19 protein-coding genes are annotated in these 22,315 nt (G+C 45.9%); 5 read left to right on the top strand and 14 right to left on the bottom strand.

All coding sequences use genetic code 11. From position 1 onward, the window contains the following. Nucleotides 1–79: 79 nt before the first annotated feature. Complete coding sequence (gene purD / locus L3V27_RS23000) at nucleotides 80–1,369, top strand: phosphoribosylamine--glycine ligase (RefSeq protein ID WP_237312827.1); 1,290 nt, start codon at nucleotides 80–82, stop codon at nucleotides 1,367–1,369. 82 nt (nucleotides 1,370–1,451) lie between these two features. On the opposite strand, the gene L3V27_RS22995 is transcribed toward purD, so the two are convergent. Continuing rightward, entirely contained in the window at nucleotides 1,452–2,150 is a 699-nt protein-coding gene (locus L3V27_RS22995) for a DUF1481 domain-containing protein (RefSeq protein WP_186437774.1), read from the bottom strand. A 39-nt stretch (nucleotides 2,151–2,189) separates the two neighbouring features. After that, entirely contained in the window at nucleotides 2,190–2,462 is a 273-nt protein-coding gene (gene hupA / locus L3V27_RS22990) for a nucleoid-associated protein HU-alpha (RefSeq protein ID WP_005382524.1), read from the bottom strand. Nucleotides 2,463–2,715: 253 nt separating this feature from the next. On the opposite strand from hupA, the gene L3V27_RS22985 reads away from it, so the two are divergent. After that, the gene (locus L3V27_RS22985; RefSeq protein ID WP_237312826.1) at nucleotides 2,716–3,849 is read left to right on the top strand and encodes a hemolysin family protein; all 1,134 of its coding nucleotides are present in this window, start codon (nucleotides 2,716–2,718) and stop codon (nucleotides 3,847–3,849) included. A gap of 79 nt (nucleotides 3,850–3,928) precedes the next feature. Here L3V27_RS22985 and L3V27_RS22980 read toward each other — a convergent pair whose 3' ends face one another. Further along, on the bottom strand, nucleotides 3,929–4,516 hold the full coding sequence (locus L3V27_RS22980; protein WP_005382520.1) for a DUF416 family protein: 588 nt from the start codon (nucleotides 4,514–4,516) through the stop codon (nucleotides 3,929–3,931). A gap of 66 nt (nucleotides 4,517–4,582) precedes the next feature. Here L3V27_RS22980 and L3V27_RS22975 point away from each other — a divergent pair, with 66 nt between their 5' ends. Both L3V27_RS22975 and L3V27_RS22970 read left to right on the top strand, forming a co-directional pair. After that, nucleotides 4,583–5,506 (top strand): D-2-hydroxyacid dehydrogenase, encoded by a 924-nt coding sequence (locus L3V27_RS22975; protein WP_237312825.1) that lies wholly within the window; start codon nucleotides 4,583–4,585, stop codon nucleotides 5,504–5,506. 2 nt (nucleotides 5,507–5,508) lie between these two features. Further along, entirely contained in the window at nucleotides 5,509–6,081 is a 573-nt protein-coding gene (locus L3V27_RS22970; protein ID WP_237312824.1) for a uracil-DNA glycosylase family protein, read from the top strand. A 222-nt stretch (nucleotides 6,082–6,303) separates the two neighbouring features. Here L3V27_RS22970 and hemE read toward each other — a convergent pair whose 3' ends face one another. Then, nucleotides 6,304–7,371 (bottom strand): uroporphyrinogen decarboxylase, encoded by a 1,068-nt coding sequence (gene hemE, locus L3V27_RS22965; protein WP_006743188.1) that lies wholly within the window; start codon nucleotides 7,369–7,371, stop codon nucleotides 6,304–6,306. Nucleotides 7,372–7,618: 247 nt separating this feature from the next. Next, on the bottom strand, nucleotides 7,619–8,416 hold the full coding sequence (gene nudC, locus L3V27_RS22960) for an NAD(+) diphosphatase (RefSeq protein WP_104971045.1): 798 nt from the start codon (nucleotides 8,414–8,416) through the stop codon (nucleotides 7,619–7,621). 177 nt (nucleotides 8,417–8,593) lie between these two features. Here nudC and L3V27_RS22955 point away from each other — a divergent pair, with 177 nt between their 5' ends. Further along, nucleotides 8,594–9,085, top strand: a complete 492-nt coding sequence (locus L3V27_RS22955; RefSeq protein ID WP_031780615.1) for an Rsd/AlgQ family anti-sigma factor — start codon at nucleotides 8,594–8,596, stop codon at nucleotides 9,083–9,085. 187 nt (nucleotides 9,086–9,272) lie between these two features. Here L3V27_RS22955 and rpoC read toward each other — a convergent pair whose 3' ends face one another. The 9 genes from rpoC to L3V27_RS22910 all read right to left on the bottom strand — a co-directional run. Beyond that, nucleotides 9,273–13,475 carry a DNA-directed RNA polymerase subunit beta' gene (gene rpoC, locus L3V27_RS22950; RefSeq protein ID WP_005397277.1) on the bottom strand — a complete coding sequence of 1,401 codons (4,203 nt, stop codon included), beginning with the start codon at nucleotides 13,473–13,475 and terminating at the stop codon, nucleotides 9,273–9,275. 103 nt (nucleotides 13,476–13,578) lie between these two features. After that, nucleotides 13,579–17,607: a DNA-directed RNA polymerase subunit beta gene (rpoB, locus tag L3V27_RS22945; RefSeq protein ID WP_005397275.1), complete on the bottom strand. Its 4,029-nt coding sequence runs from the start codon at nucleotides 17,605–17,607 to the stop codon at nucleotides 13,579–13,581. A gap of 252 nt (nucleotides 17,608–17,859) precedes the next feature. After that, on the bottom strand, nucleotides 17,860–18,228 hold the full coding sequence (rplL, locus tag L3V27_RS22940) for a 50S ribosomal protein L7/L12 (RefSeq protein WP_237312823.1): 369 nt from the start codon (nucleotides 18,226–18,228) through the stop codon (nucleotides 17,860–17,862). A 57-nt stretch (nucleotides 18,229–18,285) separates the two neighbouring features. After that, a complete protein-coding gene (gene rplJ / locus L3V27_RS22935; protein WP_005397270.1) occupies nucleotides 18,286–18,780 on the bottom strand; it encodes a 50S ribosomal protein L10 in 495 nt (164 codons plus the stop codon). 293 nt (nucleotides 18,781–19,073) lie between these two features. Next, on the bottom strand, nucleotides 19,074–19,775 hold the full coding sequence (gene rplA, locus L3V27_RS22930; protein ID WP_005384683.1) for a 50S ribosomal protein L1: 702 nt from the start codon (nucleotides 19,773–19,775) through the stop codon (nucleotides 19,074–19,076). Nucleotides 19,776–19,779: 4 nt separating this feature from the next. Beyond that, nucleotides 19,780–20,208 (bottom strand): 50S ribosomal protein L11, encoded by a 429-nt coding sequence (gene rplK / locus L3V27_RS22925; protein WP_005384682.1) that lies wholly within the window; start codon nucleotides 20,206–20,208, stop codon nucleotides 19,780–19,782. A 164-nt stretch (nucleotides 20,209–20,372) separates the two neighbouring features. Next, on the bottom strand, nucleotides 20,373–20,921 hold the full coding sequence (gene nusG, locus L3V27_RS22920) for a transcription termination/antitermination protein NusG (RefSeq protein WP_005384681.1): 549 nt from the start codon (nucleotides 20,919–20,921) through the stop codon (nucleotides 20,373–20,375). A gap of 13 nt (nucleotides 20,922–20,934) precedes the next feature. Further along, nucleotides 20,935–21,315, bottom strand: a complete 381-nt coding sequence (gene secE, locus L3V27_RS22915; protein WP_005397258.1) for a preprotein translocase subunit SecE — start codon at nucleotides 21,313–21,315, stop codon at nucleotides 20,935–20,937. A gap of 266 nt (nucleotides 21,316–21,581) precedes the next feature. Next, on the bottom strand, nucleotides 21,582–22,315 hold a 734-nt coding region (locus tag L3V27_RS22910; RefSeq protein WP_267135770.1), incomplete at its 5' end, for an EF-Tu/IF-2/RF-3 family GTPase.

Below are 22,315 nucleotides of genomic sequence, written 5' to 3'. Positions count from 1 at the left end.
CGGGATGGGCTCAATTGTTGCCTAGCCACATCATCAACTACTTTGAGTAAACAGTATTTATAAGATTAAGGATTTTCATATGCGAGTTTTAATCATTGGTTCAGGCGGTCGTGAACATGCGCTAGGCTGGAAAGCGGCGCAAAACCCAAATGTTGAGACTATTTTCATTGCTCCAGGCAACGCAGGTACGGCACTAGAGCCAAAACTAGAGAACGTAAACATTGATGTGGAAGACATCGATAGTCTGGTTGCTTTTGCAAAAGAGAAGGCGATTGAATTGACTATCGTTGGCCCAGAAGCACCGCTGGTTATTGGTGTGGTGGATGCGTTCCGCGAAGCGGGCTTACCAATCTTTGGTCCTACCCAAGCCGCAGCGCAGCTTGAAGGCTCTAAAGCGTTTACTAAAGACTTCCTTGCTCGTCACCAAATCCCAACCGGTGCATACGCAAACTTCACAGAAATTGAACCAGCGCTTGCTTACGTGCGTGAGCAAGGTGCGCCGATTGTGGTGAAAGCCGACGGCCTTGCGGCTGGTAAAGGCGTGATTGTGGCAATGACGCTAGAAGAAGCCGAAGACGCAATCAAAGACATGCTAGCAGGCAACGCATTTGGTGACGCAGGCAGCCGCGTGGTTATCGAAGAGTTCCTAGATGGCGAAGAAGCAAGCTTCATCGTGATGGTGGATGGTGAGAACGTTCTGCCAATGGCCACCAGCCAAGATCACAAACGCGTAGGTGACAAAGATACAGGTCCTAACACTGGTGGCATGGGCGCGTACTCGCCAGCTCCTGTGGTAACACCAGAAATTCACACCCGCATCATGGAAGAAGTCATTTACCCAACGGTACGTGGCATGGCGTCTGAAGGTAACCCATACACAGGTTTCCTATACGCGGGTCTGATGATCGACAAAGATGGTACGCCTAAAGTGATCGAGTACAACTGCCGCTTCGGTGATCCAGAGACACAACCAATCATGATGCGTATGGAATCGGATCTGGTTGATCTTTGCTTGGCTGCGATTGACCAAAAACTGGATCAAGTTGAATCAAAATGGGATCCACGTGCGTCGATTGGTATCGTACTCGCAGCCGGTGGTTACCCAGCAGCGTACAACAAAGGCGATGTGATCTCTGGTCTGCCACAAGTTGAAATTGAAGGCGAGAAAGTCTTCCACGCGGGTACAGACAATAAAGATGGCAACATCGTAACAAATGGTGGTCGCGTATTGTGTGCAACTGCGTTGGGCAACAGCGTATCAGAAGCGCAGCAACGCGCTTACGAGCTTGCAAAACAGATCAGTTGGGACGGCATGTTCCATCGCAGTGACATCGGCTACCGTGCGATTGCACGTGAGCAAGAAAAATAAAAACAACTTAAGTTGGCTAAAAAACAAAAGGCGCATTCAGCGCCTTTTTTATTACTCTGTCAGTTAGTAAGTCTCACCAAGCTTACTCAGCGAGTAATGCTGGTCGTGCTACACAATCAAAGTCATCATCATTGAGCATCAACAGTTCATCAACCGTTGCTTTATTTCGTGACTGCTTGCCGACAAAAGCCACGTAACTGTCTACAGATGAGAGACGCTCGATAATAAATTTTGGCAACGTCTGATTAAACTCGAGTGTCGAGAACGCTTTACCTTTGCAGGTTTCAAACGATTGACCATTCCAATAACCTTGAATGAGGCTCTGACTGTTACGAGACTGCGCCTTAACCGACGCCACTACATCATTCGCTTCTGTCTTGTAACGTTCTAATTGTTCATGCTGAAGTGGTAAGACTTTACGATTAACGCGATATTGTTGGTAAACCGCTTCGCCATCTTTATTAAAACGGATGTGGATTTGAAAAGGCACCAACTCTTGCTTGGTATCAACTTGCTCACCTTTTCGAATCAACTCTCGAAGCTCACCTTCATCCCAACGGTAGTCACTTTGAAACCAGCCATTATCCCCCATCGTTACGTAATCAGCAGCCGTACTCACGCGAGTGAGTTTCTCGGTCATCCAGTACAAGCTACTTGCGTCTCCAGCAACTTTGCCGCCAGAGAAGTGAGTGAATTGTTCTAAATTAGGAGTTTCAACCGACGAACAGCCAAAAAGGGTAAAGCTAGATAAGAGAAGTGAAGCGAGTAGATGTTTTTTCATGAAGTTGCACCGAGGCAGGATACCTCGGTGCATTCTAACTTAGTTTACTGATTCTTTCAGCGCTTTACCTGCTACGAATGCAGGTACGTTAGCTGCTGCGATTTGAATCTCGTCACCAGTCTTAGGGTTACGACCAGTACGTGCAGCGCGGTGGTTTACTTTGAATGTACCAAAACCAATTAGTTGAACTTGGTCACCCTCTTTAAGTGCACCAGTTACACCATCAAGAGTCGCTTCAAGAGCAGCTTTTGCTTGTGCTTTTGATAGGTCTGCTTTCTCTGCGATAAAGTCGATTAATTGGGTCTTGTTCATTAGGTTTCCCTTCTCATAGGTTATCGAATTCGTCTCACTCTAAAACATAAATGCCCCATCTGGCAAAGGTTTGTAAGCGATCTTTCGATTTTCTGACGTACTTTTAGCCATAATATGAGTAATAACTCACAATTTGTTACCACATACCTCCTGAAAACCCTTGCTTTCCAAGGTATTTGGACCAATTTATAAGGCACTTTTGCGGTTATAATAGCTGCAAATAACCATTATCAAACTACATTCAAGGGCAACTATGCTGCTGTTATCCATTTATATCTCTATTGCAATCGGCATTTCGTTTATCTGTTCGGTGCTGGAGGCGGTACTGCTGAGTATCAGTCCGAGCTACATTGCGCAGCTCAATCAACAGGGGCATCCCGCAGCTGGGCAACTGGCTAAGCTAAAATCAGATATCGACCGACCATTGGCATCCATTCTGACTCTAAACACCATCGCTCATACCATCGGCGCGGCCACTGCTGGTGCACAAGCTGCGGTGGTATTTGGTAGCGAAGCGTTAGGTATCTTTTCGGCAGTGCTCACACTGGCGATCTTGGTGCTTTCAGAGATCGTACCGAAAACAATTGGCGCAACTTACTGGCGTCAATTGGCGCCAACCGCGGCAGTCGCATTACGTTGGATGGTATGGGCGCTAACGCCATTCGTATGGTTTTCAGAGCAAATCACCAAGCGTCTTGCTCGTAACCACGAAGCTCCGAAAATGCGTGATGAACTGTCTGCAATGGCGATTTTGGCACGTGAAAGCGGTGAATTTGCCGAGGGTGAATCAAAAATCTTAAGCAACTTGCTTGGCATCCAAGATGTACCCGTAACGCAGGTTATGACGCCACGTCCTGTGGTATTCCGTATCGATGCCACGATGACCATCAATGAGTTCCTAGAAAAACACAAGGATACGCCTTTCTCACGCCCATTGGTTTATAGCGAGCAGAAAGACAACATCATTGGTTTTGTGCACCGCCTTGAGTTGTTCAAACTCCAACAATCAGGTTGTGGACAGAAACAACTGGGAGCAATCATGCGCCCGATTCAAGTGGTGCTAAACAACACGACTTTACCGAAAGTGTTTGACCAAATGATGACTCATCGCCTACAGCTAGCCCTTGTCGTTGACGAATACGGTACTGTGCAAGGCTTGGTGACGTTGGAGGATATTTTTGAACACCTCGTGGGTGAAGAAATCATCGATGAAGCGGATAAAAGTACCGACATGCAAGAGCTGGCTTACCAACGTTGGGAAAGTTGGAAAGAGATGCACGGCGTAATCGAAAGCCGCGATGACGATGAAGAAGACGAAGAACTGGAGAAGCATCACAAGGAGCCAGAAGCTCAAGAAGCGACAAAACCAGGCTCTAAAGAATCGTAATCAGCATTGGGCATAACCGCTCAAACGCCGCAAACAAAAAGGCATCCATTTAGGATGCCTTTTTCTATCTATTCAACGACTAAAGTGCGATACCGATATTGCTCACACCTTCTTCACGTAACTCTTCACGTAAATCTTTAATCAAGCTGATGTCACGCTCTACCGCTTCACGCAGTGGACGGAAAATAGCCCACTGCACGTCCCATTCTTCACATACGGCTTCATTTTCTTTCTGATTGTCGTTGGTGATTGGCTCTGCACCTTGCGCTTGCTCTAGATCAGCAACGGTTTGTACCGACTGTTGGCTCACTTTAAGCATTGAATCGAAAAGGTAATCGCGGTCCAATAGGCCATGCAGTAACGTAGACAAACCCTGACACGCGTCCATCGCTGGATAAACCCCGTAAAAATCGAACTCATCCGCACTTGGGAACAACTCTTCTAACTTCTCTAATTGACGTTCGAAGTTAATTTTCGCGTTCTTAACTGTCAAAATTTCCCATACACTATCAAGAATCGCTCGGTACGCACGCGGGTCAGCAAATTCTGTATTCTCACAAAACATCGCATAGTTTGGATACATGCGTTCACACAGACACGCCATAAAGGTAATTTGTTGCCAAGGTTCTAGTTTTTCTAAACGAACCTGAAGAGGATTCTTAAGCATAGTCACTCAATCATTGAAGAAAAAAACAGCGAAAGTGTACTTGATTCATCACAGGGAAAAAAGTTAATGCCGCATTCAAATCAGATTTTCCTGCTCTCAGAGCATCGCGACACCTACAAAACGTTACTGGCAGAGAAAAATCTGCCCGACCTTTGCCTCACCGACCAACCTGAAGAAGCTCAGATCGTACTGGCGGATCCACCATTACTATCACAAAGGTTAGACGAGTTTTCACAGCTTGAGTGGGTGCAATCCACATTTGCGGGGGTGAACGCTTTAATGTCACCGGATCTGCGCCAAGATTACACACTGACCAACGTACGCGGTATTTTCGGCCCATTAATTGCCGAATATGTGCTGGGTTACAGTATTGCCCATTACCGCCACTTCAACCGATACCACCAGCAACAACAAAACAAACGATGGCAGCCTCACCTCTATACATCATTACAAAGTAAAACCATGGTGATTCTCGGTACTGGTAGCATTGGGTGTTATTTGGGCAATGCCGCTAAAGCAATGGGAATAAAAACCATCGGTATGAACCGCACAGGTATTCCGACCTCAGGTGGTGAATTTAATCAGACCTTTCATATCAGTGAACTAAGTAAGGCATTTGAACAAGCCGACATTGTTGTGAATACCCTACCAAGTACACCGGAGACGCAACAGTTACTTAATCGTCAAACGCTCAGCCAACTAAATCAGGCGTTATTGTTTAACGTAGGTCGTGGCGACGTACTGGATGAGGCAGGGTTGCTCTTCGCTCTGAAAAACCGTTGGGTAGAACACGCCTTCTTAGATGTATTTGAGCAAGAACCGTTATCGGTAGAACATCCGTTTTGGAAACTACCGCAAGTCACCATCACTCCACACATTGCTGCGCTGAGTTTTCCCGAGCAAGTCATCGAGATTTTTGCTGACAACTATCTACGCTGGCGCGATGGGTTTTCATTAAATTATCAAGTGGATTTCGAAAAGGGTTACTGAGAATGTCGTTAGACAAGCTATTGCAACAAGTGAGGGCCTGCCAGATATGCGCGGATAATTTACCTTTGGGCGCAAACCCTGTCGTACAAGCCGCAAAAGGGGCACGCATCCTAATCATCGGTCAGGCCCCTGGCACACGTGTACACAAAACCTCGATACCTTGGAATGACCCAAGTGGTGATCGATTACGCCAATGGCTCGATATCGACAAAGACGTTTTCTACGACCCAAATAAAATTGCCATTGTCCCAATGGGATTCTGTTATCCAGGCAAAGGGAACTCTGGTGATTTACCGCCTCGTAAAGAATGTGCGCCCACTTGGCATAAAAAGATTCTTGAGCAGCTGCCCAATATAGAGCTCACTCTACTAATTGGTCAGTACTCGCAGCAGTACTATCTCACCAACAAACCAAAGACACTAACGCAAACCGTTCAACAATGGCAGGATTGGGAACCGGACTTTATCCCGCTTCCTCACCCGTCTCCACGCAATACATTATGGCTAAAGAAGAATCCTTGGTTTGAATCTGACGTCGTGCCGTACCTTAAAAAACGCGTTCACTCGATGCTTTAGGTTACCCATGATCTAATTGCTTGCTTATCTGTACAAGAAAATTAGAACATAAAACCCGAAATCATAAGTGTTTGTTTATATTAAACTTTAACATCTAGTGTACAGCTAGAGTAGTAATTAGATCATAGTAGACCAAATACTACCAGAGCTGTACGGCCTTGAGTTTTAGGTAAAAAAATACCGGCACTGAATGCCGGCATTTGATTTCAAAAAAAATCTAACTTACTTGTGGTATGGCTTAGATAGCTCGTGTACCGCTTCCACAAATACGCCCGCGTTTTCTGGCGGCACATCCAAGTGGATACCATGGCCTAGGTTGAACACATGACCAGTACCCGTATCACCAAAGCCTTCTAGGATATCCGCTACTTCTTCGCGGATACGCTCTGGTGAAGCGTAAAGCATGGATGGGTCCATGTTACCTTGCAGCGCCACTTTATCACCGATACGTGCTTTCGCGTCTGCAATGTTGATTGTCCAGTCTAGACCAACCGCATCACAGCCCGTTGCTGCGATTTGCTCAAGCCACATACCGCCATTCTTAGTAAACAGTGTGACTGGCACGCGACGACCATCGTTTTCACGAATCAGACCATCTACAATCTTGTGCATGTATTGCAGTGAGAACAGGTTGTAGTCACGAGGCGTCAGTACGCCACCCCATGTGTCAAATACCATTACCGATTGCGCACCCGCTTTAATTTGCGCGTTTAAGTACTCGATAACGCTATCTGCCAGCTTATCTAGAAGTAGGTGCAGAGTTTGTGGTTCCGCGTACATCATTTTCTTGATCTTGGTGAAGGCTTTAGAACTGCCACCTTCGATCATGTACGTAGCAAGAGTCCACGGGCTACCAGAGAAGCCAATTAACGGCACTTCACCCTTCAGGTCTTTACGGATCTGGCGCACTGCATTCATTACATATTGCAGTTCACCTTCAGGATCTGGCAAACCAATTTTTTCCACGTCAGCTTTGCATGTAATTGGGTTATCAAAAACAGGTCCTTCGCCCGCAGCAAAACGTAAACCAAGCCCCATTGCATCTGGAATCGTTAAGATGTCCGAGAATAAGATCGCGGCATCAAGAGGAAAACGGCGTAATGGTTGAAGTGTCACTTCGGATGCTAATTCTGCATTTCGACACAAAGACATGAAATCACCCGCTTCTGCACGAGTCGCTTTGTATTCTGGTAGGTAACGACCTGCCTGGCGCATCATCCATACTGGCGTGTAATCTACCGGCTCTTTTAAAAGCGCACGCAGATAACGATCATTTTTTAATTCAGTCATTCCGTAATTCCAACTGTTAGGCTTTCTGTGAAAGGGGGTATTCTATCACTGATTTAAGTCCAATAGCTGTGTGCTTTGCAACCTGGATCAAGTTATTAACTTTTAAATCAATGCTTAATTTGCACCCAATCGGTATCAGTGTTAAAAATTTGTTCGCTAGCGAAAACTACAATTATAAACTGAGTACCCAGTACTCAGCATCTCATAACGACATCTTACTTACCCCCTCCCTCTCGGAGGGTTTTTTTTATCTATTTATCAGATAATTAGAGTCTATATCTTTCAGCGTTTGTTCGATAAGCGCTCTTGCAATCGTTCCTTTAGGCGCAACAGGCGGCATCTCATCGATACCAAACCATTGTGCATCAGACAACTCAGTGTAGTCTGGACTTAACTCTCCCGATTCATAGTCAGCTAAAAACCCCATCATCATGCTCGATGGGAAAGCCCAAGGCTGGCTGCCAAAGTAACGAATATTTTTAACGAGAATTCCTGTTTCTTCATGAATTTCTCGAGCCACACACTCTTCTAATGTCTCACCAACTTCTAAGAAGCCAGCAATAACGGTATACATACCATTTCGATGCCTTGGATGTTGAGCCAATAAGATCTGGTTCTCTTTACGCACAGCAACGATAATACACGGAAATATTCGAGGATAATGGAGAGTACGGCATTCGCCACACTGCATAGCTAACTGGTTATTATTAAGAAAGTTTCTTCCACCGCACTGTGGGCAAAAACGCAGACTTTGCGTCATGTGCCCATACTGGACCGCTTTACTTAACAACATAAATAATGGCTCAGGAAAATGCAGGCAGTCGCGTAGTGAGACTAATGGTAGATCATGCTCCAGATCAGACAAATTAAGCCACATGACGGGCGAACCTGAATACTCACCAATGGGCCTTGCACTCACTTCAGGCAGTGATAACTGCTCTGCAGACCCGAAAGGCACAGCACCATCCACCAGCCAAATTTCACTTCCTGCAACAACACACCAGTATGCATTTATCGCGCGGTTAACATCACCTTTTCTTAACATTACACCATCCCTTTGCTTGAAGTTCGTTCATTTTACTGGCAATCTAATTTCATACTAGAGTTTGTCGTTAAGTAAATTTGCACTCTAAATTCTAGTAAGGACAAGAGTTTGTAATAACTTTACTAACTTTGCTTTGCAAAGGATACGTTCGCCAACAGGCGATCAGATCATGAGGGCATGGTCATGCTAAAAAAATTCAAACAAACACAAGACCAGTGGGGTGGCTCAAGTGATGTCATTGATCACTGGTTAGAGACAAGACAATCCCTGATTGTTGAATATTGTAAGCTTGCAGCACTGCAACCTTGTTCGAAAACCAATGTTATTGAACTCCCATCTCCTTCCGAATTGCAGGATTTCTGTCAGCATCTCGTTGATTACATCTCCGAGGGCCATTTTAAAATCTACGACATGGTTATGGATCGCTGGAAAGCGACTGGCTTTGTCGTGACCAATGAAATCAATCAAACTTATGGTCAAATAGTCCTGACAACTGAACCACTATTGAACTTTAACGATAAGTACTCAGAAGTTACTGAAGATGATGAATTAGATGATTTCGATTCTGATATGTGTCTCATTGGCGAAATTCTTGAGACTCGATTTGAAGTCGAGGACTATCTGATACAGCAGATCGCAGAAAGTCTGTCTATGCCCCCAGGGGCTTAGTGTTTGCGAACATTCAGAGACTGAAGGATAGAAAAGACTGACGATCATCGTCGGTCTTTTTTGTTTCTAGCCTTATCACTATTACCTTATCTAAGAACCCTCTCGAAGAAAAAGGCAGGATAAAAACTAAAAAGGCACCCGAAGGTGCCTTTTTTCTTAAGCTTCTAACGATTACTCGTTAAATGGCTTACTCTTCAGAAGAGAAACCAGCGTTTAGAAGTGCCGCTAGGTTGTCCGTTGCTTGCTCAGCAGAAGGACCATCTTGCGCTTCAGAACGTTTAGCTTGACGCTCTTGGTGGTATGCGAAACCAGTACCAGCTGGGATCAGACGACCAACAATTACGTTCTCTTTCAGACCACGTAGGTCGTCACGCTTACCAGAAACTGCTGCTTCTGTTAGTACGCGAGTTGTCTCCTGGAACGATGCCGCAGAGATGAACGACTCAGTCGCTAGCGATGCTTTAGTGATACCTAGTAGTTCACGTTCGAAACGTGCAGGCTCTTTGCCTTCAGCTTCTAGGTTACGGTTAGCAATCTTAACTTGTGAGTACTCAATCTGCTCACCAGGTAGGAACTCAGAGTCACCAGAGTGAGTAATAGTACACTTACGTAGCATCTGACGAACGATAGTTTCAATGTGCTTATCGTTAATCTTAACGCCTTGTAGACGGTAAACTTCCTGTACTTCGTTAGCAATGTACTGAGTTACCGCGTGTACGCCACGTAGACGTAGGATGTCGTGTGGAGACTCTGGACCATCTGCGATCACGTCACCACGTTCAACTTTTTCACCTTCGAATACGTTCAACTGACGATGCTTAGGAATCATCTCTTCGTAAGCTTCACCGCTTTCACGTGTGATCACTAGGCGACGTTTACCTTTGGTCTCTTTACCGAAGCTCACAGTACCTGTGTGCTCAGCAAGGATTGCAGGCTCTTTCGGCTTACGTGCTTCAAATAGGTCAGCAACTCGTGGAAGACCACCGGTGATATCTTTGTTACCGCCAGACTTCTGAGGAATACGTGCTAGTGTCGCACCAACACCTACTGCTGCGCCATCTTCGATGTTCACAATCGCTTTACCAGGTAGGAAGTAGTGAGCTGGCATATCAGTACCAGGGATCATTACATCGTTACCTTGCTCATCAACAAGTTTGATAGCTGGACGCATATCTTTACCTGCTGAAGGGCGAGCTGCTGGGTCAGTTACTTCGCTTGAAGATAGACCAGTTAGGTCATCAGTTTGACGAGATACTGTTACGCCGTCGATCATATCTACAAACTGGATTCGACCTGCTACCTCAGTAATGATAGGTAGTGTGTGTGCTTCCCAGTTTGCAACTGTTTCGCCAGCTTGAACTGTATCGCCATCGCCTTTGCTTAGTAGCGTACCGTAAGGCAGTTTGTGTTTCTCTTTCGTACGACCAAACTCATCAATGATAGTTAATTCTGTCGCACGAGAAGTGATAACGATCTTACCGTCATCAGCCAATACAGATTTAGCGTTGTGTAGCTTGATAGAACCGTTGTTCTTAACTTGAACACTGTTCTCTGCCGCTGCTGTCGATGCTGCACCACCGATGTGGAACGTACGCATGGTAAGCTGTGTACCTGGTTCACCGATAGACTGAGCAGCGATAACACCTACTGCTTCACCTTGGTTCACTAGGTGACCACGTGCTAGGTCACGACCGTAACACTGTGCACAACAACCGAAGTCAGAATCACACGTTACTACAGAGCGCACTTTCATGCTGTCTACTGAGTTCTCTTCCATGATTTGACACCACTTCTCATCGATCAGGGTGTTACGTGGAATAAGAACGTCTTCAGTGCCAGGTTTTAGTACGTCTTCAGCAACAACACGACCAAGAGCAAGCTCAGAAAGTGCAACTTTAACATCACCACCCTCGATGTGAGGCATCATGTCAACACCCTCGTGAGTGCCACAGTCATGTTCAGTTACAACAACGTCTTGAGCAACGTCTACTAGACGACGAGTTAGGTAACCCGAGTTCGCTGTTTTCAGTGCCGTATCCGCAAGCCCCTTACGAGCACCGTGCGTTGAGATAAAGTACTGAAGTACGTTTAGACCTTCTTTAAAGTTTGCTGTGATCGGCGTTTCGATGATTGAACCATCTGGACGCGCCATCAGACCACGCATACCCGCAAGCTGACGAATCTGTGCTGCAGAACCACGAGCGCCCGAGTCCGCCATCATGTAGATGCTGTTGAATGACTCTTGCTGTTCCTCTTCACCATCACGGTTAACTACCGTTTCAGATGAAAGGTTTTCCATCATTGCTTTCGCAACACGGTCGTTGGTCGATGCCCAGATATCGATAACTTTGTTGTAGCGTTCGCCCGCAGTAACAAGACCTGATTGGTACTGTTCCTGGATTTCACGTACTTCTTCTTCCGCTTCTGCGATTTCAGTGTACTTAGCTGCTGGTACAACCATATCGTCGATACCAACAGATACACCAGAAAGTGCCGCGTACGCGAAACCGGTGTACATGATTTGGTCAGCGAAGATTACTGTGTCTTTCAGACCTAGTTTACGGTACGCCTCGTTAAGTAGGTTAGAGATTTGCTTCTTACCTAGCTTTTGGTTAACGATGCTGTACGGTAGACCAGCTGGCACGATTTGCCATAGCATTGCACGACCAACAGTGGTGTCTACCATCTTGGTTTCTGTAGTGCTGTTGCCGTCTTCGTCTACAACAGTTTCTGTAATACGTACTTTAACGCGTGCGTGAAGCTCAGCTTGTTTAGTGCGGTATGCTTTCTCAGCCTCTTCTGGGCCAGAAAGGTACATGCCTTCACCTTTCACGTTGATCTTTTCACGAGTCATGTAGTACAGACCCAATACAACGTCCTGAGAAGGTACGATGATCGGATCACCTGACGCTGGCGACAGAATGTTGTTTGTCGACATCATCAGAGTACGAGCTTCAAGCTGAGCCTCTAGAGTTAGAGGTACGTGAACCGCCATTTGGTCACCATCGAAGTCCGCGTTGTACGCCGCACATACAAGTGGGTGTAGCTGAATCGCTTTACCTTCGATTAGTACTGGTTCGAACGCCTGGATACCGAGACGGTGAAGTGTCGGTGCACGGTTCAATAGTACTGGGTGTTCACGGATTACTTCGTCTAGGATATCCCAAACGACCGCTTCTTCACGCTCTACCATTTTCTTAGCAGCTTTGATTGTAGTCGCAAGACCACGAGTCTCTAGCTTGCTGTAGATGAATGGTTTGAATAGCTCAAGTGCCATCTTCTTAGGAAGACCACACTGGTGTAGACGAAGGTATGGACCTACTGTGATTACAGAACGGCCAGAGTAGTCTACACGTTTACCTAGAAGGTTCTGACGGAAACGACCTTGTTTACCCTTGATCATATCAGCAAGAGATTTCAGAGGACGCTTGTTAGAACCTGTGATCGCACGACCACGACGACCGTTATCTAGTAGCGCATCAACAGACTCTTGCAGCATACGTTTTTCGTTACGTACGATGATGTCCGGAGCAGCGAGCTCTAGAAGACGCTTCAAACGGTTGTTACGGTTGATCACACGACGGTATAGATCGTTTAGATCAGAAGTCGCAAAGCGACCGCCATCTAGTGGTACTAGAGGACGTAGATCTGGCGGAAGTACTGGAAGTACAGTCAGGATCATCCACTCTGGGTTGTTACCCGATGCGATGAACGCTTCTACCAGCTTAAGACGCTTAGTTACTTTCTTACGCTTAGTTTCAGAGTTTGTTGTCTCTAACTCTTCACGCATTTGTTCTGCTTCAGCGTGCATATCCATAGAACCTAGTAGGTCCTTGATAGCTTCTGCACCCATCTTAGCAGTGAACTCGTCACCCCACTCTTCTAGACGATCTAGATACTCTTCTTCAGTAAGCATCTGACCTTTTTCTAGATCAGTCATACCTGGTTCTGTTACTACGTACATTTCGAAGTAAAGAACACGTTCGATATCACGTAGAGGGATATCCATCAGTAGACCGATACGAGACGGTAGCGATTTTAGGAACCAGATGTGAGCTACTGGTGAAGCAAGTTCAATGTGGCCCATACGGTCACGACGAACTTTAGTTTGTGTAACTTCTACACCACACTTCTCACAGATAACACCACGGTGCTTCAGGCGCTTGTACTTACCACAAAGACATTCGTAGTCTTTAACTGGACCAAAGATACGCGCACAGAACAGACCATCGCGTTCAGGTTTGAACGTACGATAGTTGATCGTTTCAGGTTTTTTAACTTCACCAAAAGACCATGAACGGATCATGTCTGGTGAAGATAGACCGATTTTGATTGCATCAAATTCTTCGGTCTTATGCTGTGCTTTTAGAAAGTTTAATAAGTCTTTCACAATCAGCTCCTGTAAGGAGTTAAAAGGAGCTCACTCGCTAAAGTGAGCACCTTCTTCCAAATAATCGCTTTGATTCTCTCGACTTTCATCAAGAGAGAAAGGATTACTCTTCGTCTTCTAGCTCGATGTTGATACCTAGCGAGCGGATCTCTTTCAACAGTACGTTGAACGATTCTGGCATGCCAGGTTCCATGCTGTGGTTACCGTCTACGATGTTCTTGTACATCTTAGTACGGCCGTTAACGTCATCCGACTTAACCGTTAGCATTTCTTGTAGCGTGTAAGCAGCACCGTATGCTTCTAGTGCCCATACTTCCATCTCACCGAAACGCTGACCACCGAACTGAGCTTTACCACCTAGTGGCTGCTGAGTTACTAGGCTGTACGAACCAGTTGAACGAGCGTGCATCTTGTCATCAACAAGGTGGTTCAGTTTCAGCATGTACATGTAACCAACAGTTACAGGACGCTCAAACGCATCACCTGTGCGACCATCAAATAGCGTTAGCTGACCTGATGTTGGTAGATCTGCTAGCTCAAGAAGTGCTTTGATTGACTCTTCTGGAGCACCATCAAATACAGGAGTCGCGATTGGTAGACCGCCACGCAAGTTCTTGATCAGAGTACGTACTTCATCATCAGATAGAGAAGCAATGTCTACTTTCTGGCGAGTGTCGCCTAGGTCGTAAACTTTTTGTAGGAACTCACGGAATTTCGCTAGTTCTTGCTGCTCTTTAACCATCTGGTTGATCTTGTCACCGATACCTTTCGCTGCCAGACCTAAGTGTACTTCTAGGATCTGACCGATGTTCATACGCGAAGGTACACCCAGTGGGTTAAGTACGATGTCTACAGGCTGACCTTTTTCATCGTATGGCATGTCTTCAACAGGGTTGATCTTAGATATTACACCCTTGTTACCGTGACGACCCGCCATCTTATCACCAGGCTGAATGCGACGTTTAACCGCTAGGTAAACCTTAACGATCTTCAGTACGCCAGGTGCTAAATCATCACCTTGAGTGATCTTACGACGTTTAGTTTCGAACTTCTTATCGAAGTCAGCTTTTAGCTCGTCCCACTGCTCAGCAAGTTGCTCAAGCTGAGTTTGTAGTGCGTCATCTTCTAGCGTTAGCTCTAGCCACTTCTTACGATCAGTCGTGTCTAGTTTCGCTTCAGAGTAACCGCCTTCAATCAATACAGCTTTAACACGGTTTAGAAGGCCACCCTCAAGAATCTGGAATTCTTCAGTTAGGTCTTTCTTCGCTTCTTTAAGCTGCATCTGTTCGATTTCAAGCGCACGCTTGTCTTTCTCTACGCCATCGCGAGTGAAGACTTGAACGTCGATGATCGTACCTGATACAGAGTTAGGTACACGTAGTGAAGTATCTTTAACATCAGATGCTTTTTCACCGAAGATAGCACGTAGTAGCTTCTCTTCAGGCGTTAGCTGAGTTTCACCTTTAGGTGTTACTTTACCAACTAGGATGTCGCCACCCTTAACTTCAGCACCGATGTAAACGATACCTGACTCGTCTAGTTTAGACAGAGCAGATTCACCTACGTTTGGAATATCAGCTGTGATCTCTTCAGAGCCCAGCTTAGTATCACGCGCCACACAAGTAAGTTCTTGAATGTGGATTGTCGTGAAGCGGTCTTCTTGAACTACGCGCTCAGATACTAAGATCGAGTCTTCGAAGTTGTAACCGTTCCAAGGCATGAACGCGATACGCATGTTTTGACCAAGCGCTAGCTCACCTAGGTCTGTCGAAGGACCATCAGCAAGCACGTCACCGCGTGATACAGGTTCACCTGGCATCACACATGGGCGTTGGTTAATACATGTGTTCTGGTTAGAACGTGTGTATTTAGTCAGGTTGTAGATATCGATACCAGCTTCACCTGGTACTAGCTCTTCTTCGTTTACTTTAACAACGATACGAGAAGCATCTACTGACTGGATTACACCACCACGTTTCGCAACTGCAGTTACACCTGAGTCAACGGCTACGTTACGTTCAATACCAGTACCAACAAGCGGTTTGTCAGCCTTCAGTGTCGGAACTGCCTGACGTTGCATGTTCGCACCCATCAATGCACGGTTCGCATCATCGTGTTCTAGGAACGGGATAAGCGATGCAGCGATAGATACAACCTGGTTTGTCGCAACGTCCATGTACTGAGCGTGCTCACGAGGGTGTAGACCAGATTCACCTTTCTGACGAGCTGTGATCAGCTCATCTGCAAAAGTACCATCTTCGTTTAGCTTAGCGTTCGCCTGAGCGATAACAAATTGGCCTTCTTCGATTGCAGACAGGTAATCTACTTCGTCTGTTACTACGCCATCTACAACGCGACGGTATGGTGTCTCTAGGAAACCGTACTCGTTACAACGCGCAAACGCAGATAGAGAGTTGATCAGACCGATGTTTGGACCTTCAGGCGTTTCGATAGGACATAGACGACCGTAGTGCGTTACGTGTACGTCACGTACTTCGAAGCCAGCACGTTCACGAGTTAGACCGCCAGGACCCAATGCAGAAATACGACGCTTGTGCGTTACTTCTGATAGCGGGTTGTTTTGGTCCATGAACTGTGAAAGCTGTGAAGAGCCAAAGAATTCTTTAACTGCCGCAGAAATTGGCTTCGCGTTGATCAAGTCTTGAGGCATGATTGCGTCAAGATCGCCTAGGCTTAGACGCTCTTTAACTGCACGCTCAACACGTACTAGACCTACACGGAACTGGTTCTCAGCCATTTCGCCTACAGAACGGATACGACGGTTGCCTAGGTGGTCGATATCGTCCACTTCGCCCTTACCGTTACGGATCGCGATCAGCTTCTTCATCACTTCGATGATATCAGTTTCATCAAGTGTGCCTTGCTCTTGAGCATCTTCACGGCCGATAGAGCTGTTGAACTTCATACGACCAACAGTCGATAGATCGTAACGCTCTTCAGAGAAGAATAGGCTTTCGAATAGAGCTTCTGCAGCTTCTTTTGTTGGCGGCTCACCAGGGCGCATCATGCGGTAGATTTCTACCAATGCAGAAATACGATCAACCGTGCTGTCGATACGTAGTGTTTCTGACATGAATGGACCGTGGTCTAGATCGTTCGTAAATAGAACTTCTAGCGCTTTGTGGCCAGCCTGAGATAGGTTCGCTAGTGCTTCCAGGCTGATTTCCTGGTTAGCGTTAACAATGATCTCGCCAGTTGCTTCATTGATGTAATCTTTTGATGCAACTTTACCTACGATGTACTCAACTGGTACTTCGATGTGATCAACACCATCTTTTTCTAGTTGGCGGATATGACGAGCTGTTACGCGACGACCTTGCTCAACGTAAACTTTACCATTCGCTTCGATGTCGAATGACGCAGTTTCACCACGTAGACGATCTGGAACCAACTCCATCAATAGAGTTTGGTCTTTCACTTCGAAGTTCACTTTCTCGAAGAAGAGATCTAGGATTTCTTCTGTCGACTTACCTAGTGCACGAAGAATGATCGATGCTGGTAGCTTACGACGGCGGTCGATACGAACGTACAAGTTATCCTTAGGATCAAACTCGAAATCAAGCCATGAACCACGGTAAGGAATAACACGTGCGTTGTATAAAACTTTACCTGAAGAGTGGGTCTTACCCTTATCGCTGTCGAAGAACACGCCTGGGCTTCGGTGCAGCTGGGATACGATAACCCTCTCGGTACCGTTAATTACGAAGGTACCATTGTCTGTCATGAGTGGAATTTCACCCATGTAGACTTCTTGTTCTTTAATGTCTTTTACAGTACCTGCTGGCGCGTCTTTATCAAAGATAACTAGGCGTAGTTTTACACGTAGTGGCTTTGAGTAAGTTACACCGCGGATTTGACATTCTTTAACGTCAAAAACTGGCTCACCAAGACGGTAGCTAACGTATTGCAGCTCAGAATTGCCGTTGTAGCTCTGAATCGGGAATACAGAACGGAAAGCGGCTTCAAGACCGTATTGACCTTCAGGATCCTGTTCGATGAATTTGTCGAACGAATCGAGCTGGATCGATAGCAGGTATGGAATGTCCAAAACTTGTGGACGAGTACCAAAGTCCTTACGGATGCGCTTTTTCTCGGTATAAGAGTAAACCATGGGGTTCCTCAGCTCGCTGATAAGTGACCCAAACTGTCCGCCCGCTCCTAGTTACTTAAGGGGGGTAAGGGACAGTGACTAATATAGCTGTTTACTGTAGTGACATTTCATTTCGTAAGAATGAAATGTTTTTTGCATGGATATCAGGCGCTTAAACAGCGGGAAAATTCGCCTATACCCTACAGCGCAAAAAGGCCGGTGGTTAAAAAACCACCAGCCAATTAGCCGTTAGGCTAAGAAACTATGCAATAATTACTTAACAACAACAGTTGCACCAGCTTCTTCTAGCTGAGCTTTAAGAGCTTCAGCTTCTGCTTTCTCAACACCTTCTTTAAGAGGTGCTGGAGCGCCGTCTACAAGAGCTTTAGCTTCTTTAAGACCTAGGCCAGTTGCGCCACGTACTGCTTTGATTACAGCAACTTTGTTACCGCCAGCAGCTTCTAGGATTACGTCGAATTCAGTTTGCTCAGCAGCAGCTTCGCCGCCAGCAGCGCCGCCAGCTACAACAGCAGCAGCAGCAGAAACACCGAATTTCTCTTCCATTGCTTCGATTAGTTCAACAACTTGCATTACAGACATTTCTGCAACTGCGTCTAGGATTTGCTCGTTAGTAATAGACATAACAATTCTCTTTTAAGTCAACAATAAGTTTATTAAGCAACCAGTAAAAAGCAAGGCTTATGCCGCTGCTTCTTGTTTTTGATCGCGGATAGCTGCGATAGTACGCGCCAGCTTGCCAGCCGAAGCTTCTTTCATGCACATCATTAGGCGTGCAATTGCTTCGTCGTAAGTTGGTAGTGTTGCTAGTACTTCAGCGTCAGTTAAAGCGCCTTCATAAGCAGCAGCTTTGATCTCGAAATCTTTGTTCTCTTTAGCGAAGTCTTTGAAAAGACGCGCTGCAGCACCTGGGTGCTCATTAGAGAATGCGATTAGTGTAGGACCAGTGAAAGTGTCAGTTAGACACTCGTACTCAGTACCTTCAACCGCACGACGAGCAAGAGTGTTACGAACAACTCTCATGTAAACGCCAGCTTCACGAGCTTGTTTACGTAGAGAAGTCATCGCGCCAACTTGAACGCCACGAGAATCAGCTACAACTGCAGAAAGTGCACCACTGGCAGCTTCGTTGACTTCAGCAACAATTGCTTTTTTGTCTTGAAGGTTTAAAGCCATCTTGGATTTACTCCTGGTTGTCGTTACACCACTCACTATCATCACGACAGTGAGAGCTATTGAGGTGCTTCCCCAGAAGAAAGTTAACTATATTACATAGAGCTTTCTGTCAGTTCGGGCACCATCTACGTAGGATAATTAAGTTTGCTTTTACACAAACACCTACGGTCTTGGACGGAGACTGGGTCTTAATTCATTTCGAACTAGGAGACAGTTCAAAGAACCAAAGTTCAGCCCCAACCACAAATATTAGGCGCAAAATTATACACTAATTTTGCGCCTAAGCAAATAAATTATGCTTGAGTGTTCAGGCTAGCCTGATCAACAGCAACACCAGCACCCATAGTAGTAGAGATGCTTACTTTCTTCAGGAAAGTACCTTTCGCTGAAGATGGCTTAGCTTTCTTCAGAGCAACTAGAAGTGCTTCTAGGTTCTCTTTGATCTGCTCAGCAGAGAAGTTTGCTTTACCGATAGTAGTGTGGATGATGCCGTTTTTGTCGTTACGGTAACGAACCTGACCAGCTTTAGCGTTTTTAACTGCTTCAGCAACGTTAGGAGTTACAGTACCAACTTTAGGGTTTGGCATAAGACCGCGAGGACCTAGGATAGTACCTAGTTGACCTACAACGCGCATTGCATCTGGAGAAGCAACAACTACGTCAAAGTTCATTTCGCCTTTCTTAACTTGCTCAGCAAGATCTTCCATACCTACGATGTCTGCGCCAGCTTCTTTAGCTGCTTCAGCGTTAGCACCTTGAGTGAACACTGCAACGCGGATTTCGCGGCCAGTACCGTGAGGTAGTACAGTTGCACCACGTACGTTCTGGTCAGATTTACGAGCATCAATGCCTAGGTTAACAGCAACATCTACAGACTCAACGAATTTCGCAGTCGCTAGTTCTTGAAGAAGAGCTACAGCTTCGTTGATTTCGTATTCTTTAGTTACGTCAACTTTTTCGCGGATTACGCGCATGCGCTTAGTTAGTTTTGCCATCTTATTAACCCTCTACCACTAGGCCCATTGAACGAGCAGTACCAGCGATAGAACGCTTCATCGCTTCGATGTCAGCACCAGTCATATCAGCAGCTTTAGTTTCTGCGATTTCTTGGATTTGAGCGTCAGTTACAGTACCAACTTTTTCAGTGTTTGGACGACCTGAACCAGACTTAACGCCAGCAGCTTTCTTAAGAAGAACAGCAGCAGGTGGAGTCTTAGTTACGAACGTGAAAGAACGGTCGCTGTATACTGTGATAACTACTGGAGTTGGTAGACCTTTCTCAATAGATTCTGTTTTTGCGTTGAACGCTTTACAGAATTCCATGATGTTCACACCGTGTTGACCTAGTGCAGGACCTACTGGTGGACTAGGGTTAGCCATACCAGCAGCAACTTGTAGCTTGATGTAAGCTTCAACTTTCTTAGCCATGATAATTCCTAAGTTTGGGTACAAACGCTAATCGCGGATCAGCTCCCCGTTTGTGTAAGAAACTTTTTACTTCACTTGAAGTAAAAAGGCGCGAAATTATAGTCATAATCCGCGCCTTATACAACCCTAAAAAGGTGATTTTTTATACTCTTTAACGAAGAGTCTTAGTCCAGCTTTTCAACCTGACCAAATTCAAGCTCAACTGGTGTCGCACGACCAAAGATCGAGACAGACACTTTCAGGCGGCTCTTCTCGTAATCCACTTCTTCAACAGTACCGTTGAAGTCAGCAAATGGACCTTCGTTAACACGTACCACTTCACCCGCTTCGTACATTGTACGCGGACGAGGCGCTTCACTCGCTTTCTCAAGACGATTAAGAATCGCGTCAGCCTCTTTATCCGTGATAGGTGCCGGACGGTCTGAGGTACCACCAATGAAGCCCATGACACGCGGCACACTGCGTACTAGGTGCCATGATTCATCGTTCATAATCATCTGAACAAGGACGTAACCTGGGAAGAACTTACGCTCAGATTTGCGACGCTGACCCGCGCGCATTTCTACTACTTCTTCAGTAGGAACAAGTACTTCACCGAATAGCTCTTCCATGCCGTGCATTTTGATATGCTCGCGCAGAGATTGAGCTACACGACCTTCAAATCCAGAGAAGGCTTGAACCACATACCAGCGTTTTTTTGGAGCTTCACTCATGAATAAAAACCCTCTATACCCCAGTTGCTAGAGCTACTAGACGAACCATAATTCCGTCAATACCCCATAGCACTAGAGCCATTACAATACTTACAGCTAAAACGATCAGTGTTGTTTGCATGGTTTCTTGGCGAGTAGGCCAAACAACTTTACGTACTTCCATACGCGATTCTTTTGCAAAACTGATCGCTGCTTTACCTTTAGTCGTTGTTGCTGCAACGCCTAAGGCAGCTGCAATAAGAACAACAACGCCTGCAGCACGAACCACTACAGACATTTCACCATACAGGTAATTACCCACAACAGCGGCAGCTGCCAATACGAAAGCGGCTAACCACTTAAACGTATCTGCTGCGTTTGAGCTATCAGGAGTTTCAGCATTATTTGCTTTCATAAAACCAACCTGTTACAAGTCTTAATATAGACGACAACAACCCCGCTGTTGCAGGGCAAACTCCATATCGCTGAAAAAATCAGCGTACTCTTCTTAAGATTAAGCATCTTTGCTTAATCTTGCTCTGCGCCCAACCCACTTCTGAACAAGAAAACAGCAAAAATAATGTTGAGTGCAGAAAAAGGGCATCAAATGATGCCCTTTTTGCTACTGGTTCGTCAAATCTAATTCAAGATTTTCCGAAAGCATCGCTAATTCGCTATGAATTAGTCGAAGATCTTAGCAACAACACCAGCACCTACTGTACGGCCACCTTCACGGATCGCGAAACGTAGACCTTCGTCCATTGCGATTGGTGCGATTAGCTCAACAGTCATCTGTACGTTGTCACCTGGCATTACCATTTCTACGCCTTCTGGTAGCTGGATGTCACCAGTTACGTCAGTTGTACGGAAGTAGAACTGTGGACGGTAGCCTTTGAAGAATGGAGTGTGACGACCACCTTCATCTTTAGACAGTACGTATACTTCTGATTCGAACTTAGTGTGTGGAGTGATTGAACCAGGCTTCGCTAGTACTTGACCACGTTCAACTTCGTCACGCTTAGTACCACGTAGAAGTGCACCAACGTTCTCACCTGCACGGCCTTCGTCTAGAAGCTTACGGAACATCTCTACACCAGTACATGTTGTAGTAGTTGTTTCCTTGATACCTACGATAGCAACTTCGTCACCTACAGTTAGGATACCACGCTCGATACGACCAGTTACTACTGTACCACGACCTTGGATTGAGAATACGTCTTCGATAGGCATTAGGAATGGCTGATCTACCGCACGCTCTGGCTCAGGGATGTAAGTATCTAGAGCTTCCGCTAGTTCAACGATTTTCGCTTCCCACTGCTCTTCGCCGTTTAGTGCGCCTAGTGCAGAACCTTGGATAACTGGTAGGTCATCACCTGGGAAATCGTATTCAGATAGAAGTTCACGAACTTCCATTT

The sequence above is a fragment of the Vibrio sp. J2-3(2022) genome, assembly GCF_021725735.1.
Classification (GTDB): domain Bacteria; phylum Pseudomonadota; class Gammaproteobacteria; order Enterobacterales; family Vibrionaceae; genus Vibrio; species Vibrio diabolicus.
This window is presented reverse-complemented; position numbering and strand designations above follow the sequence as displayed.

What these genes read in the sequence shown, in the direction of transcription:
- L3V27_RS22995 (WP_186437774.1), bottom strand. Translation starts at nt 2,150, where the DNA reads ATGAAAAAACATCTACTCGCTTCACTTCTCTTATCTAGCTTTACCCTT.
- L3V27_RS22955 (WP_031780615.1), top strand. Translation starts at nt 8,594, where the DNA reads ATGGTCATGCTAAAAAAATTCAAACAAACACAAGACCAGTGGGGTGGC.
- secE (WP_005397258.1), bottom strand. Translation starts at nt 21,315, where the DNA reads ATGAAAGCAAATAATGCTGAAACTCCTGATAGCTCAAACGCAGCAGAT.
- L3V27_RS22970 (WP_237312824.1), top strand. Translation starts at nt 5,509, where the DNA reads ATGTCGTTAGACAAGCTATTGCAACAAGTGAGGGCCTGCCAGATATGC.
- hemE (WP_006743188.1), bottom strand. Translation starts at nt 7,371, where the DNA reads ATGACTGAATTAAAAAATGATCGTTATCTGCGTGCGCTTTTAAAAGAG.
- L3V27_RS22980 (WP_005382520.1), bottom strand. Translation starts at nt 4,516, where the DNA reads ATGCTTAAGAATCCTCTTCAGGTTCGTTTAGAAAAACTAGAACCTTGG.
- nudC (WP_104971045.1), bottom strand. Translation starts at nt 8,416, where the DNA reads ATGTTAAGAAAAGGTGATGTTAACCGCGCGATAAATGCATACTGGTGT.
- hupA (WP_005382524.1), bottom strand. Translation starts at nt 2,462, where the DNA reads ATGAACAAGACCCAATTAATCGACTTTATCGCAGAGAAAGCAGACCTA.
- rplA (WP_005384683.1), bottom strand. Translation starts at nt 19,775, where the DNA reads ATGGCAAAACTAACTAAGCGCATGCGCGTAATCCGCGAAAAAGTTGAC.
- nusG (WP_005384681.1), bottom strand. Translation starts at nt 20,921, where the DNA reads ATGAGTGAAGCTCCAAAAAAACGCTGGTATGTGGTTCAAGCCTTCTCT.
- rplK (WP_005384682.1), bottom strand. Translation starts at nt 20,208, where the DNA reads ATGGCTAAGAAAGTTGAAGCTTACATCAAGCTACAAGTTGCTGCTGGT.
- rpoB (WP_005397275.1), bottom strand. Translation starts at nt 17,607, where the DNA reads ATGGTTTACTCTTATACCGAGAAAAAGCGCATCCGTAAGGACTTTGGT.
- rplJ (WP_005397270.1), bottom strand. Translation starts at nt 18,780, where the DNA reads ATGGCTTTAAACCTTCAAGACAAAAAAGCAATTGTTGCTGAAGTCAAC.
- purD (WP_237312827.1), top strand. Translation starts at nt 80, where the DNA reads ATGCGAGTTTTAATCATTGGTTCAGGCGGTCGTGAACATGCGCTAGGC.
- L3V27_RS22975 (WP_237312825.1), top strand. Translation starts at nt 4,583, where the DNA reads ATGCCGCATTCAAATCAGATTTTCCTGCTCTCAGAGCATCGCGACACC.
- L3V27_RS22985 (WP_237312826.1), top strand. Translation starts at nt 2,716, where the DNA reads ATGCTGCTGTTATCCATTTATATCTCTATTGCAATCGGCATTTCGTTT.
- rplL (WP_237312823.1), bottom strand. Translation starts at nt 18,228, where the DNA reads ATGTCTATTACTAACGAGCAAATCCTAGACGCAGTTGCAGAAATGTCT.